Consider the following 13,719-nt stretch of genomic DNA (forward strand, 5'->3'; position numbering starts at 1 on the left):
ATTCTGGCAATCGTGCGCCTTTAAAGTGGCTTCTTCGTCCATATATGAGGCTACCGATATAATTCGAAAAAGCCACTACTAGGACGTCCATCTCATGGTTCCGCACCTCGCCACTGCCCTGACGGGCCCCTTGCTCGACCTGGAAAAGAAAATTCTCGAGGCCACGCCCGCGATCGAACGCTGGTTCCGCCTCGAGTGGCAGGAGCATACGCCGCCGTTCTATTGCTCGGTCGACTTGCGCAACGCCGGCTACAAGCTGGCGCCGGTCGACACCAATTTGTTCCCGGGCGGCTTCAACAACCTGTCCACCGAAATGCTGCCGCTGACGGTGCAGGCTGCCATGGCCGCGATCGACAAGTACTGCCCGGACGCGCGCAACCTTTTGATGATCCCGGAAACGCACACGCGCAACCCGATGTACCTGCAGAACGTGGCGCGCCTGATGCAGATCTTCCGCCAGACCGGCCTGCACGTGCGCCTCGGTTCGCTGTCGCCGGACGTCACCCAGCCCACCCCGCTGGCACTGCCAGATGGAAACATGCTGGTCGTCGAGCCGCTGGTGCGCTCGCCGAATGGCCGCCGCGTCGGCCTGGCCGATTTCGATCCTTGCACCATCCTGCTGAACAACGACCTGTCGAGCGGCATCCCCGCAATCCTCGAAAACATCCACGAGCAGTCGCTGCTGCCGCCGCTGCACGCGGGCTGGGCGCTGCGCCGCAAGAGCAACCACTTCAAGGCCTTCGACGAAGTCGCCAAGAAGTTCGGCAAGCTGATCGAGATCGATCCCTGGCTGGTCAACCCGCTGCACAGCAAGGTCGGCGAGGTCGACCTGCAGCAGGACGTCGGCACCGAGCAACTGGCCGATGCGGTGTCGGCGCTGCTCTCGAAGATCAAGAAGAAGTACAAGGAATACGGCATGAAGGAGCAGAAGCCCTTCGTGATCGTGAAGCCGGACGCCGGCACCTACGGCATGGGCGTCATGACGGTGAAGGACGCCAGCGAAGTGCGCGACCTGAGCCGCGCCCAGCGCAACAAGATGACCGTCATCAAGGATGGCGTCGCCGTCACCGACATGATCGTGCAGGAAGGCGTGCCCACTTTCGAATCCATCAACGATGCGGTGGCCGAGCCGGTGGTATACATGATCGACCGCTATGTGGTGGGTGGCTTCTACCGCGTGCACGCCGAGCGCGGCATCGACCAGAACCTGAATGCGCCGGGTTCGCAGTACGTGCCGCTGGCGTTTGCCCAGCAGCATGCGGTGCCGGACCTGAAGGCCAAGCCGGGCACGGCGGCGCCGAACCGCTTCTACGTGTACGGCGTGGTGGCGCGCCTGGGCCTGCTGGCCGCTTCGCTCGAGCTCGAGCGCACCGATCCGAATCCCGAGGTTTATTAATCGATCAGGTAGCGGTGCCGACGCTGTCCCAGTCGTCTTCGCCCTTGTAGCGGATCATCCAGTTGACGGCGTGGTGCCATTCCAGCACCACGCCCGGGTTCAGGCCGGCCGGCGCCTCGCGCCCGTGCTGCTGGGCGTCGCGCACCGCCCAGTGCATGCGGACCAGGCGGTCGGCCCAGTCCAGGATGTCTTCTTTCGGGCGCAGGCGGATCGCCGCGCGCAGCATGAGGGCGTCGCCTTCGTCGTGCGGGAACAGCGGCAGGATCGCGTCGACCTTCGACGCACGCACCGGCAGGCCGAGGTCCTCCACCAGTCCGGCGCACCAGCCCAGGAAATACAGCGCTTCGAGCCGCCAGGAAAAGCGGATGGCATCGCCTTCGTCGGGCGTGTCGTTGAAGAGGAAGGCGGCTTCGTCGTTTGACAGCCAGGCGCGGCGCTCGCCGGCCGAGAAATAATTCTTCAAAAAAGCGTTCTGTTGCAAAGTGGCGGCGCCGACCACTCCCCAGAGCGCGACCAGCCGGCGCCACAATTCGTCTTCGGAGCGCAGCGCCGTGTCGCCGGCACCCTCGATGATGAGGAGGTCGGGGTTGGTGGGAATCCCGAGCTGTGTCAGTAATGCTTCGTTTGCCGCCCTGCGTGCTTCTGGTGTCATGTCGCATCCCGGATTCGTTTGCAGGACGATAACACCATGGCGACGCCTCAGTCGCCCTTTTGCACCAGGTACATGAAGTGCGAACGCAGCACCGGGGCCACGGCGGTCAGGATCTCGGGAACCAGGTAAGGGACGCGCGCCAGCAGCCGGTGGATGGGCGGCGCCAGCATGAGGCTGCGGTAACGGCGGCGTTCGCCGGGCCACCAGGCGTCGAGCTCGGCCCGCGTGACCTTGCGCACGTTGCGGTTGCGCGGATTGTCGTAGCGAAAGTCGAAGACGAGGCACCAGCCGCCGGGACGCAGCGCACGCCACATCTGCGCCGCCAGTTCCTGCCGTACGCTCGGGTCGAGGATGGAGGAGAAGACGGTCTGGGCGCTGACCAGGTCGTAACCATGCGGGGCCAGGGTGTCGAGCGGGCCGAGGTGCCAGGTGACGCCGCCAGCGGTAAAGTGGCGTGCGTAGTCGAGCCGGTCTTGCTGGAGTTCGGTGCCGGTGAGCTTGCCCGGGTTGGCGCCCCAGTCGATCAGCTGGCGCAGGAAGCCGCCGGTTCCGCAGCCGACGTCGAGCACCCGCGTGCCGGACAGGTCGCCGCCGACCGTGTCGGAAAGCAAGGCGGCAAAGGCGCGCGAACGGGCTGCCACCTGCTGCTGGATCTCCGGCCGGTACCAGGCGTAGCGCTCCAGTGCCGCGCCGCCATGCCATTCCCGGTACACATGCTGGATGCGTTCCTGTTCTGCCTGGTTGTCGATGTGCGGGCTCATGGCTTTCAATGGTCGCGTAGCCGAAGAAGAGGCAGTTTGCGCTGCCTCAGGCGTCCGGCAGGGATTGCACAATTTGCTACTCGGCATTTTTACCCTGCACTGGCTCGGTGCATAAAGCGGGGCCTGTCCGCGAGAAACCGCGTTTCCGGCTAAAATCAGGGCATTCCCTGCATTGGATACCCCATGAAAATCGCTTTCCTCGCCGATCCGCTCTCCACGTTCAAGATCTACAAGGATTCGACCTTTGCCATGATGCGTGAAGCGGCCAGGCGCGGCCACGCCGTCTACGCCTTCGAGCAGCGCGACATGGTGCTGGAAGAGGGCGTGGTGACGGCGCAAGTCACGCGCCTGCATCTCACCGGCGAAGCGGACACCTGGTACCGCGCCGATGCGCCCGAGATCGTGCAGCTGTCCGCCTTCGATGCCGTCATCGAGCGCAAGGACCCGCCTTTCGACATGGAATACGTGTACGGCACCTACCTGCTGGAACTGGCCGAGCGCCAGGGCGCACGCGTACTCAACCGTCCGGGGGCGATCCGCGACCACAACGAGAAGCTGACGATCGGCCAGTTCAGCGAATTCACTTCGCCGACACTGGTCTCGTCCGACCCGGCCAGGTTGCGCGCCTTCCACGGCAAGCACGGCGACGTGATCTTCAAGCCGCTCGACGGCATGGGCGGCGCCGGCATCTTCCGTGTGAAGGATGACGGCATGAACCTGGGTTCGGTGATCGAATCGCTGACCGGCAACGGCAAGCACACGATCATGGCGCAGAAGTTCATCCCGGCCATCAAACAGGGCGACAAGCGGGTGCTGGTCATCGGCGGCAAGCCGGTGCCGTTCACGCTGGCGCGTATCCCGCAGGGCAATGAAGTGCGGGGTAACCTGGCCGCCGGCGGCCTGGGCGTGGCGCAGCCGATCACCGCGCGCGAGCGCGAGATCGCCGAGGCGCTGGGGCCGGTGCTGGCCGCGCGCGGCTTATTGCTGGTAGGATTGGACGTGATCGGGGATTTCCTGACCGAAGTGAACGTCACCAGCCCGACCTGCTTCCAGGAAATCACCGACCAGACCGGATTCGACGTGGCCGCGATGTTCATCGACGCGGTCGAACGGCACGTCCATACTGAAAACTGAATTGAAAGATAGCTGAGAAGCACATGGTAGGCATCCTGCTGCTGACCCACGCTCCGCTGGGCCAGGCATTCATCGCGGCGGTGGCGCACGTATTCCGTGGCCCCACCGAGCGCTTCGAGGCGATCGACGTGACCGCCGACCAGGACCTGGCCGAGGTGAATTGCCTCGCCAAGGACGCGATCGCGCGCCTGGACGAAGGCGACGGCGTGCTGGTCATCACCGACATCAAGGGCGGTACGCCGTCCAACTGCTGCAACTCGCTGGCCGACGCCGGCCACGTGGAAGTCATCGCGGGCATCAGCCTGCCGATGCTGCTGCGTGCGATCACCTACCGCCGCGACACCCTCGACGTGGTGGTGGAAATGGCCCTGGCCGGCGCCCAGAACGGCGCGGTACGGGTGGATAACCGGATCCGCGTCGGATCCAGCTGAACAACCAAGCTGAAAAGCGAGCGAATAACATCTTTGGCCACGGGCACATAACGAGAATATGATTCAACAAGAACTCGAAATCATCAACAAGCTGGGCCTGCACGCCCGCGCCTCCGCCAAATTCACCCAACTGGCTGCCAAGTTCAAGAGCGATGTCTGGCTCACCCGTAACGGCCGCCGCATCAATGCCAAGTCGATCATGGGCGTCATGATGCTCGCCGCCGGCAAGGGCGCCAAGGTGCTGCTCGAGGCGGACGGCCCGGACGAAGAGGCGTGCATCGCCGCGCTGTCGGGCCTGGTCAACGACAAGTTCGGCGAAAGCGAGTAATGCCGCGCGAAGCGGCAACACCCCGCCACACGGGATCTTCGATGGCATCGTTCACGCTCCACGGCATTCCGGTTTCGCGCGGCATCTCGATCGGCCGTGCGCACCTGCTCACGCCCGCGGCGCTCGACGTCAAGCATTACCTGGTCCCGGAGGAGCAGGTCGAAGCGGAGGTCAAGCGCCTGCAGGACGCCATCGCGGAAGTCCATCGCGGCCTGCAGGCCCTGTGGACCGAGCTGCCGAAGGATGCCCCGACCGAACTGGGCGCCTTCATCGACGTGCACGCCCTGATCCTGTCGGATCCGATGATCTCGGAAGCGCCGCTCGACATCATCCGCACCCGCCACTACAACGCCGAATGGGCGCTGGTGACCCAGATCGATGAACTGTCGGCCCAGTTCGACGAGATCGAGGACGAATACCTGCGCGAGCGCAAGCACGACATCCAGCAGGTCGCCGAGCGCGTGCTCAAGGTCCTGATGGGCACCGCCCTGAACGTGCCGCCGGTGTACAGCGGCGAGGACCAGGTGGCGCCGCAGATGATCGTGGTGGCCCACGACATCTCGCCGGCCGACATGCTGGCCTTCCGCGACCGTGATGGCGGGCCGCAATCGTTCATCGGCTTCGTCACCGACGTCGGCGGCCAGAACTCGCACACCGCGATCGTCGCCCGTTCGCTCGACATTCCGGCGGTGGTCGGCATGAGCCAGGCTTCGCGCCTGGTCGAGCAGGACGACTGGGTGATCATCGACGGCGACGCCGGCGTGGTGATCTGCAACCCGAGCCAGCAGGTGCTGGAACAGTACCGCGCGCGCCAGGCCGCGCTGGTGAAGGCGCGCAAGCGCCTCCTGAAGCTCAAGAAGACCCCGGCGGTGACCAAGGACGGCACCCCGATCACGCTGCTGGCCAACATCGAACTGCCGGATGACTGCCCGGCGGCGCTGGAGGCCGGCGCCAACGGCGTGGGCCTGTTCCGTTCCGAATTCCTGTTCATGGGCCGCAGCGCGAGCGGGCTCGGGAACGCGCTCAGGGTCCCGGGCGAGGACGAGCAGTTCGAGCAGTACCGCAAGGCGGTGGTCGCGATGAAGGGCCGCCCGGTGACCATCCGCACCCTCGACGTCGGCGCCGACAAGCCGCTCGACCCGACCGAGCACACCGCGCTCAACCCGGCGCTGGGCCTGCGCGCGATCCGCTACTGCCTGGCCGAGCCCCAGCTGTTCCTGACCCAGCTGCGCGCGATCCTGCGCGCCTCCGCCTTCGGCAAGGTGCGCATCCTGATCCCGATGCTGGCGCATGCCTTCGAGATCGACCAGACGCTGTCCATGATCGAGCAGGCCAAGCTTCAATTGCGCGAAGAGGGCATCAAGTACGACCCGGGCGTGGAAGTGGGCGCCATGATCGAGATCCCGGCCGCGGCGCTGGCGCTGCCGATGTTCGTCAAGCGCATGCACTTCCTGTCGATCGGCACCAACGACCTGATCCAGTACACGCTGGCCATCGACCGGGTCGACTACGAAGTGGCGCACCTGTACAATCCGCTGCACCCGGCGGTGCTGGGGCTGATCGCCTCGACCATCGCCACCGGCCAGAAGGCCGGCCTGGACGTCGCCGTGTGCGGCGAGATGGCCGGCGACACCAAGCTCACCCGCCTGCTGCTCGGCATGGGCCTGCGCGAATTCTCGATGCACCCGGCGCAGCTGCTGTCGGTGAAGCAGGAAATCCTGAACAGCGACCTGGCCACCATTACCAGCCGCACGCGCCGCATCCTGCGCTCGATCGAACCGAACGAGATCGCCACCGCGGTGGAGCAGCTGCAGTCCCTCTGAATACAAGAAACACGCGAACACCATCCATGGGATCGATTGGAACAGTCACACCGCAGGCGATGCACTTCGCCGAGCCGCTGCGCCTGCAAAGCGGCGCCAGCATCGGCGACTACACGCTGATGTATGAAACCTATGGCACGCTCAACGCCGACAAGTCGAACGCGGTATTGATCTGCCACGCGCTCAACGCCTCGCACCACGTCGCCGGCACCTATGCCGACAAGCCGAAGAGCGCCGGCTGGTGGGACAACATGGTGGGACCGGGCAAGCCGGTGGATACCAACCGCTTCTTCGTCATCGGCGTCAACAACCTCGGCTCCTGCTTCGGCTCGACCGGCCCGATGCACACCAACCCGGCCACCGGCAAGCCCTACGGCGCAGCCTTTCCGCTGCTGACGGTGGAAGACTGGGTCAGCGCCCAGGCGCGCCTGGCCGACCGTCTCGGCATCGCCTGTTTTGCCGCCGTGATGGGCGGCTCGCTGGGCGGCATGCAGGCCCTGTCGTGGAGCATCATGTTCCCCGAGCGCCTGCGCCACTGCATCGTGATCGCCTCCACGCCCAAGCTGTCGGCCCAGAACATCGCCTTCAACGACGTCGCGCGCCAGGCCATCCTGACCGACCCGGACTACCGCGGCGGCGACTTCTACGAGTACGGCGTGGTGCCGAAGAACGGCCTGAAAGTGGCGCGCATGGTCGGCCACATCACCTACCTGTCGAACGACGACATGGCGGAAAAGTTCGGCCGCAAGCTGCGCAACGCGGCCGAGACCAACGACTACAAGTTCGACTTCGGCATCGATTTCGAGATCGAGTCCTACCTGCGCTACCAGGGCGACAAGTTTTCGGAATACTTCGACGCCAACACCTATCTCCTGATCACCAAGGCGCTCGACTACTTCGACCCGGCGCGCGCCCATGGCGGCGACCTGACCAAGGCTCTGGCCGGAACCAAGGCGCAGTTCCTGGTGGCCTCGTTCACCACCGACTGGCGCTTCTCGCCCGAGCGCAGCCGCGAGATCGTCGAGGCACTGGTGTCCAATCGCCGCAAGGTGACCTATGCCGAGATCGACGCGCCGCACGGCCACGATGCCTTCCTGCTGGAAGATCCGCGCTACATGGCGGTAGTGCGCGCTTACTTTGACCGGATTGCGCTCGGACTCGCAGGCAAGGAGGCAGCATGAACCTGAACGACCTGAACGTCCTGCGTCCCGACCTGGCCTTCATTGCGGACTGGGTGCGCCAGGGCTCGCATGTGCTGGACGTCGGCTGCGGCGACGGCGCCATGCTGCGCTACCTGGAACTGGGCAAGGGCTGCACCGGCTACGGCGTCGAGATCGCCGACGACAAGGTGCTGGAGAGCACCCAGCGCGGCATCAGCGTGATCCAGCACGACATGGAAGAGGGCCTGGACCTGTTCCGCGACAACGCCTTCGACATGGTGCTGTGCCTGTCCTCGCTGCAGATGATGCAGCACGTCGAGGCGCGCCTGCGCGACATCGTGCGCGTGGGCCAGGAAGCCATCGTCTCGTTCCCGAACTTCGCCTACTGGCCGCACCGGGTGGCCCTGATCCGGGGCCGGATGCCGGTGTCGCGCTCGCTGCCTTACCAATGGTTCGATACGCCGAACGTGCGCTACGCAACCATTCACGACTTCAAGGACCTGGCGGAGAAATGCGGGCTGGAAGTGCTCGAGTACGTCGCCCTGGCTGAAGGAAAACCGGTGAGCTTCCTGCCGAACCTGCGAGGCAGCCTGGCGGTGTTTCGACTGCGCAAGAAGGAAGGCGTAGCCGCGTAGGCGCCGCTTGAGCTCGTGTCCGCTTATGTGCGGTGGCGGCTTGTCGAGCCATGCATGATCCGCGATGATCGGCGCTATCGTGTGCTCTTTTCCAGTTACTTTCTGTGGAGATAGTGCTGCTAAGAACAGCCTGTCAGCGACAAAATGACAAAATTCAAGCATCTGGCCGCCTGCCTGTCCCTGTTTGCCGTGCTCGGCACCAGCCATGTCGGCACGGCGGTGGCGCAGGACGACCGCAATACCACGGTCCAGGATGGTATCAAGGTCAGGCCCCTATCGCGCCTGAGCAAGTTCGTTCCGGCAGAGCAGCTCAACGAAGCGGCGGCGCAGCAATACGCGCAGATGATGAGCCAGGCACAACAGAAAGGCGTGCTGCTGCCGGCCTCGCATCCGGAAGTCCAGCGCCTGCGCGCCATCGCCCAGCGCATCATTCCCCATACGGCGCGCTGGAACCAGGAGGCGACCCAGTGGCAGTGGCAGGTCAACCTCATCGACTCGAAGGACGTGAACGCCTTCTGCATGCCGGGTGGCCGGATCGGTTTCTTCACCGGCATCCTGAACTCGCTGAAGCTGACCGACGATGAAGTGGCGGCCGTGATGGGGCACGAGATCGCGCACGCCCTGCGCGAGCACAGCCGCGAAAAGATGGCCAAGCAGGGCCTGACCAACATGGGCGCGCGTGTCGGCGGCGCCCTGATCTCGGGCATCTTCGGCATCGATCCGGGCATCACCGGCACGATCGCCAACTATGGCGCCCAGTTCGCCGGCCTGAAGTTCTCGCGCGACGACGAGCGCGAGGCCGACCTGGTCGGCCTGGACATCTCCTCCCGCGCCGGCTACGACCCGCGCGCCGGCATCGCGCTGTGGCGCAAGATGGCGGCCCTGGGCCAGCGCGCGCCGATCGAGCTGCTCTCGACCCACCCGGGCGGCGAGACCCGCATCAAGGAAATGGAAGCGCACATGAACGTGCTGCTGCCGTTGTACGCACGCGCCAAGGGCACCACGGTCGCCAAGCTGCCGCCATACCGCACCAACGTCACCCTGCGCTGAATAACGGGACGGAATGGGAAGCAGCAGGAAGGGCCACCAGGCCGAAGCGAACGCCTACGTGCCGCTGCCGGTGCGCGACGGGGTCGCGCCGAGCTACCTGTGGCTGACCGAGACGCGCGCCGGCGGCATGCTGCGCTTCCTGGCCGAGCGGTTTCCCGACGTGCCGGAAGCGGCGTGGTCCCGGCGCCTGGCGCGCGGCGAGATCGTGGATGCGAAGGGCGTGCCGCTGGCGGCCGACAGCCAGGTGCGCCAGGGCATGCGCATCTGGTACTACCGCGAACTGGAAGCGCCCGAGACGCCGATCCCGTTCCGGGAACGGGTGCTGCACATCGACGAGCACCTGCTGGTGGCCGACAAGCCGCACTTCCTGCCGACCATCCCGACCGGCCGCTTCCTGCACGAGACGCTGCTGGTGCGGCTGAAAAAGGCATACGACCTGCCGCACCTGACCCCGATCCACCGGCTCGACCGCGAGACCGCCGGCGTGGTGATCTTCTCGCACAACCCGGCTTCGCGCGGGGCCTACCAGTCGATGTTCCAGAAGCGGGTCGTGACGAAGGTGTACGAGGCCCTGGCCGGCCCGATCGAGGGCCGGGCGTTCCCCTTCACCTACCGCAGCCGCATGCAGGATGCGGCGCAGTTTTTTGTCAGCGAAGAAGTGCCGGGCGAGCCGAATTCGGAAACGCTGGTGGAACTGATCGAGCGGCGCGGCGACATCGCCCACTACCGGCTGCATCCGCATACCGGCCGCAAGCACCAGCTTCGCCTGCACCTGGCCTCGCTCGGCGCACCGATCCTGAACGATGCCTTCTACCCGGTTGCGCTGCCCTGCAAGGGCGACGACTTCAGCGCGCCACTGCAGTTGCTGGCGCGCAGCGTCAGCTTCGTCGACCCCTTGAGCGGCCAGCCGCGCCGCTTCGACAGCGGGTTCCGGCTGGACTGGCCTGGGACCGGCCAATAAGTCGGCATCCATCAGCTAAGCTTCTGAATGCCTGTGCGTTTATGAGCTTATCTTCTAAATCACCGATTGTCTCGTCTTACAGCTCGTAATCGATGATCAAGGGCGCATGGTCGCTGAAGCGCTCGTCCTTGTACACCGACACCGCCCTGGCGCAGGCCGCGATGCCCGGGGTGGCCACGTGGTAGTCGATGCGCCAGCCCACATCCTTGGCATAGGCCTGGCCGCGATTGCTCCACCAGGTGTACTGCGCGGCTTCCGGGGCGATCTTGCGGTGCACGTCGACCAGGCCGATTTCGTCGAAGATGCGCGTCATCCAGGCGCGTTCTTCCGGCAGGAAGCCCGAGTTCTTCTGGTTGCTCTTCCAGTTCTTGAGGTCGATTTCCTTGTGGGCGATGTTCCAGTCGCCGCAGATGACGACTTCGCGGCCTTCGGCCTTGAGTTCCTGTAGGTGCGGCAGGAATACTTCCATGAAGCGGAACTTGGCGAGCTGGCGCTCCGGCGACGACGAGCCCGACGGGCAGTACACCGAAATGATGGTCAGGTTGCCGAAGTCGCAGCGCGTATAGCGGCCTTCGGCGTCGAATTCGAGGCAGCCGAAGCCGATGCGCCTGTTATCCGGCGCCGTGCGGCTGTACACGCCAGTGCCCGAGTAACCCTTCTTCTCGGCATAGTGGAAGTGGCCATGGTAGCCGTGCGGAGACAGGAATTCCTCGGTCATGTCGGCTTCCTGCGCCTTGAGTTCCTGCACGCAGATGTAGTCGGCCGACTGGGTGGCGAGCCAGTTGAAAAAACCTTTCTTGTGGGCCGAACGGATGCCGTTCAGGTTTGCGGAGATGATTCGTGGCATGGATCGTGTTGGAATGAAGATGACGGCCGGCTTGCAGCCAGATGCATCCGACAGTGTAGCGCGTTTTGTGTCCACCAGGAACTTGATGTCCGTCGAAATTCCTGCAGGAAATATTGCGATGCAGCATGTTAAAGTGGTTGTCTGCAACAGTTCACAATTCCAGGTTTATCGAACCCTGGATGGCTGTCCGTCCACCGTATTCGAGCAGGGATCCATGGAGAATAATACGCACGACACCTTTCCAGGCAAGGATGTTCCCCACATCGTCCGATTCTATGCGGACGACGCTGCCTTGCTGGCCGAGGCCGCCGGGTTCGTCGACACGGCACTGGCCGTGGGCGGCACCGGCCTCGTGATCGCTACCCCGGCCCATCGCGCCGGTCTCAAGGACCTGCTGGCCGACACCCGCAACGTGCGCTTTCTCGACGCCGAAGACACCCTTGCGCACCTGCTGGTCGATGGCTGGCCCGACGAGCCGCGTTTTCGCACCGCGGTCGGGCCGCTGCTCGCCGAGGCTGCGGTCGGCGCCGGTCCGGTGCATGTGTTCGTCGAGATGGGCGCGCTGCTGTGCGCTCGGGGCCGCTACCAGGCCGCAGTGCGGCTCGAGCAGTTGTCGGAACTGCTGTGCGCGGAGCACCGCCTGGCCCTCTTCTGCGCCTACCCCTGGCGCCTGTTCCCGGACGCGGCCCAGGCCCAGGTCTTCGAGGATATCTGCGCCGTACACGATCGTGCCTACGGTAGCACGGTGCACGGCGCCGATCTCGATCTCAAGGGACGCTCGCTCGAGCAGGCGCGCCGCGAACAGAAGGAGCATGCGCCGAAGAGCGAAGCGCCGTGGTATCCGCAGGAACAGCAACCGGGAAACCCCGTCGAGGGCCTGCACCGCGTGGCGCCCGACGGCACCATCCTGTGGGCCGACCGTGCCGAACTGCAGATGCTCGGCTACCACTGGGAAGAATACGTCGGCCGCCACATCGACAACTTCCACGTCGACGTCGAGATCGTCGACCTGATCCTCGACACCTTGCTGTCGGGCGGTGTCCTGGTCGACCAGCCGGCGCGGCTGCGCCGCAAGGACGGCACGATCCGCCACGTGCGCATGCTTTCGAGCAGCTGTTTCAAGGATGGCAGGCTGCGTTACAGCACCTGTATCACGCGCGACGACACCGAGCGCAACGACCGCGCCGCCGAACTGGCGCAGCGCGGCCGCTTGCTGTTCAATGCGCCGGTCGCCATGGCCATCTTCATGGCGCCCGACCTGCGCTTTCGCCTCGCGAACCGGCACTTCCGCGACCTGTTCGGCCAACGGGAGCTGGTCGGCAAGCGCCTGGTCGAGGCGCTGCCGCAGCTGCGCTATGGTGCGGTCGAAGCCGCGCTGGAGCACGTGTTCGAGACCGGCCAGCCCTGGTGCGAGGAAGAGCTGGGCCTGGTGCTGCCGGATGCAGGCGGCATGCCCGTCGAGCGCTTTTTCAAGATCGACCTGGAGGCCCTGTACAGCGCCGGCGGCGAGCGCCACGGCGTGATCGCCGTGGTCGTCGACGTCACCGGACATGTGCGCACGCGCCGTGCGGGCAACACGCAGGTTCCGCAGGCGCGAACGTCTGCCGGATAGGCCGGGCGGCGCCAGCCTGGCCAGGAATGCGCCGGCGGTACCGGCGCGGCTTCCAGCGCGCGGTTTACAATACGGTTTTTTGAATATTCAGGAGAAGCACGTGAGCGATCTGCGCCAGGAGTTTATTTCGTTTTCGGTGAAGGCCGAGGTATTGCGCTTCGGTGAATTCACGACCAAGGCAGGGCGCCTGTCGCCGTACTTCTTCAACGCCGGGCTGTTCCACGACGGCGCGACGCTGGGCCAGCTGGCGCAGTTCTACGCGCAGACGCTGCTCGACTCGGGCGTCGAGTTCGACATGCTGTTCGGCCCGGCCTACAAGGGCATCACGCTGGCATCCGCCACGGCAGTGGCGCTGGCCGCCAAGGGCCGCAACACCTCGTTCGCCTACAACCGCAAGGAAGCCAAGGACCACGGCGAGGGCGGCACCATCGTCGGCGCCAAGCTGGCCGGCAAGGTCGTGATCGTCGACGACGTGATCTCGGCCGGCACCTCGGTGCGCGAATCGGTCGACATGATCCGCGCCGCGGGCGCCGAGCCGGCTGCCGTGCTGATCGCGCTCGACCGCATGGAGCGTTCCGGCAAGGACGGCGCGCTGTCGGAGCACTCGGCGGTGCAGCAGGTGTCGAACGAATTCGGCATCCCGGTAATCTCGATTGCCAACCTGGACGACTTGTTCGGCTACCTGTCGGGCGCCGCGGCCGATCCGCGCCTGGCGCAGCACAAGGAGGCCGTTGCCGCCTACCGCACGCGCTACGGCGTCTGAAACCGGGGGCGGAGGAATAAAAAAAACCGGAGCAGGGCTCTAATGCCGTTCAGTTAAGACTGAACGGCATTTTTATTTTGTCGTTGTAAACATTCCCCATCGCTGTTAACCTTCGTCGCCATGTTCGACGACACCCTGCATTTCCTGGCAAATCATCTCGAGTCTC

General features: G+C 65.0%; 14 protein-coding genes. 11 read left to right on the plus strand and 3 right to left on the minus strand.

Features of this window, described 5'->3' with window-relative positions:
- The first annotated feature begins 94 nt into the window (after nucleotides 1–94).
- Nucleotides 95–1,396: a glutamate--cysteine ligase gene (gshA, locus tag ACFFJK_RS22260; protein WP_379681849.1), complete on the plus strand. Its 1,302-nt coding sequence runs from the start codon at nucleotides 95–97 to the stop codon at nucleotides 1,394–1,396.
- 4 nt (nucleotides 1,397–1,400) lie between these two features.
- Here gshA and ACFFJK_RS22265 read toward each other — a convergent pair whose 3' ends face one another.
- Entirely contained in the window at nucleotides 1,401–2,048 is a 648-nt protein-coding gene (locus tag ACFFJK_RS22265) for a DUF4272 domain-containing protein (protein WP_379681850.1), read from the minus strand.
- A 47-nt stretch (nucleotides 2,049–2,095) separates the two neighbouring features.
- Nucleotides 2,096–2,809, minus strand: a complete 714-nt coding sequence (locus ACFFJK_RS22270; protein ID WP_379681851.1) for a class I SAM-dependent methyltransferase — start codon at nucleotides 2,807–2,809, stop codon at nucleotides 2,096–2,098.
- A 183-nt stretch (nucleotides 2,810–2,992) separates the two neighbouring features.
- Here ACFFJK_RS22270 and gshB point away from each other — a divergent pair, with 183 nt between their 5' ends.
- From gshB to ACFFJK_RS22310, 8 genes are all read left to right on the plus strand, one after another.
- A complete protein-coding gene (gshB, locus tag ACFFJK_RS22275; protein WP_379681852.1) occupies nucleotides 2,993–3,943 on the plus strand; it encodes a glutathione synthase in 951 nt (316 codons plus the stop codon).
- A 23-nt stretch (nucleotides 3,944–3,966) separates the two neighbouring features.
- Nucleotides 3,967–4,374 (plus strand): PTS sugar transporter subunit IIA, encoded by a 408-nt coding sequence (locus tag ACFFJK_RS22280; RefSeq protein WP_379681853.1) that lies wholly within the window; start codon nucleotides 3,967–3,969, stop codon nucleotides 4,372–4,374.
- A 58-nt stretch (nucleotides 4,375–4,432) separates the two neighbouring features.
- Nucleotides 4,433–4,702 (plus strand): HPr family phosphocarrier protein, encoded by a 270-nt coding sequence (locus ACFFJK_RS22285; protein ID WP_379681854.1) that lies wholly within the window; start codon nucleotides 4,433–4,435, stop codon nucleotides 4,700–4,702.
- A 41-nt stretch (nucleotides 4,703–4,743) separates the two neighbouring features.
- Nucleotides 4,744–6,525 (plus strand): phosphoenolpyruvate--protein phosphotransferase, encoded by a 1,782-nt coding sequence (gene ptsP, locus ACFFJK_RS22290; RefSeq protein ID WP_379681855.1) that lies wholly within the window; start codon nucleotides 4,744–4,746, stop codon nucleotides 6,523–6,525.
- Nucleotides 6,526–6,551: 26 nt separating this feature from the next.
- Nucleotides 6,552–7,706: a homoserine O-succinyltransferase MetX gene (gene metX / locus ACFFJK_RS22295; protein ID WP_379681856.1), complete on the plus strand. Its 1,155-nt coding sequence runs from the start codon at nucleotides 6,552–6,554 to the stop codon at nucleotides 7,704–7,706.
- Entirely contained in the window at nucleotides 7,703–8,320 is a 618-nt protein-coding gene (metW, locus tag ACFFJK_RS22300) for a methionine biosynthesis protein MetW (protein WP_379681857.1), read from the plus strand. The genes metX and metW overlap by 4 nt, the downstream gene beginning before the upstream one ends.
- A 144-nt stretch (nucleotides 8,321–8,464) precedes the next feature.
- Nucleotides 8,465–9,370 carry a M48 family metallopeptidase gene (locus tag ACFFJK_RS22305; protein ID WP_379681858.1) on the plus strand — a complete coding sequence of 302 codons (906 nt, stop codon included), beginning with the start codon at nucleotides 8,465–8,467 and terminating at the stop codon, nucleotides 9,368–9,370.
- 13 nt (nucleotides 9,371–9,383) lie between these two features.
- Entirely contained in the window at nucleotides 9,384–10,331 is a 948-nt protein-coding gene (locus tag ACFFJK_RS22310; protein ID WP_379681859.1) for a pseudouridine synthase, read from the plus strand.
- A gap of 76 nt (nucleotides 10,332–10,407) precedes the next feature.
- Here the strand turns inward: ACFFJK_RS22310 and ACFFJK_RS22315 are convergent, their stop codons facing one another.
- A complete protein-coding gene (locus ACFFJK_RS22315; RefSeq protein WP_379681860.1) occupies nucleotides 10,408–11,178 on the minus strand; it encodes an exodeoxyribonuclease III in 771 nt (256 codons plus the stop codon).
- A 214-nt stretch (nucleotides 11,179–11,392) separates the two neighbouring features.
- Between ACFFJK_RS22315 and ACFFJK_RS22320 the strand changes: the two genes are divergently transcribed.
- Both ACFFJK_RS22320 and pyrE read left to right on the plus strand, forming a co-directional pair.
- Complete coding sequence (locus ACFFJK_RS22320) at nucleotides 11,393–12,790, plus strand: PAS domain-containing protein (RefSeq protein ID WP_379681861.1); 1,398 nt, start codon at nucleotides 11,393–11,395, stop codon at nucleotides 12,788–12,790.
- Nucleotides 12,791–12,890: 100 nt separating this feature from the next.
- Nucleotides 12,891–13,553 (plus strand): orotate phosphoribosyltransferase, encoded by a 663-nt coding sequence (gene pyrE / locus ACFFJK_RS22325; RefSeq protein WP_379681862.1) that lies wholly within the window; start codon nucleotides 12,891–12,893, stop codon nucleotides 13,551–13,553.
- Nucleotides 13,554–13,719 lie beyond the last annotated feature (166 nt).

The sequence above is a fragment of the Massilia consociata genome (assembly GCF_042432755.1).
Classification (GTDB): domain Bacteria; phylum Pseudomonadota; class Gammaproteobacteria; order Burkholderiales; family Burkholderiaceae_D; genus Telluria; species Telluria consociata.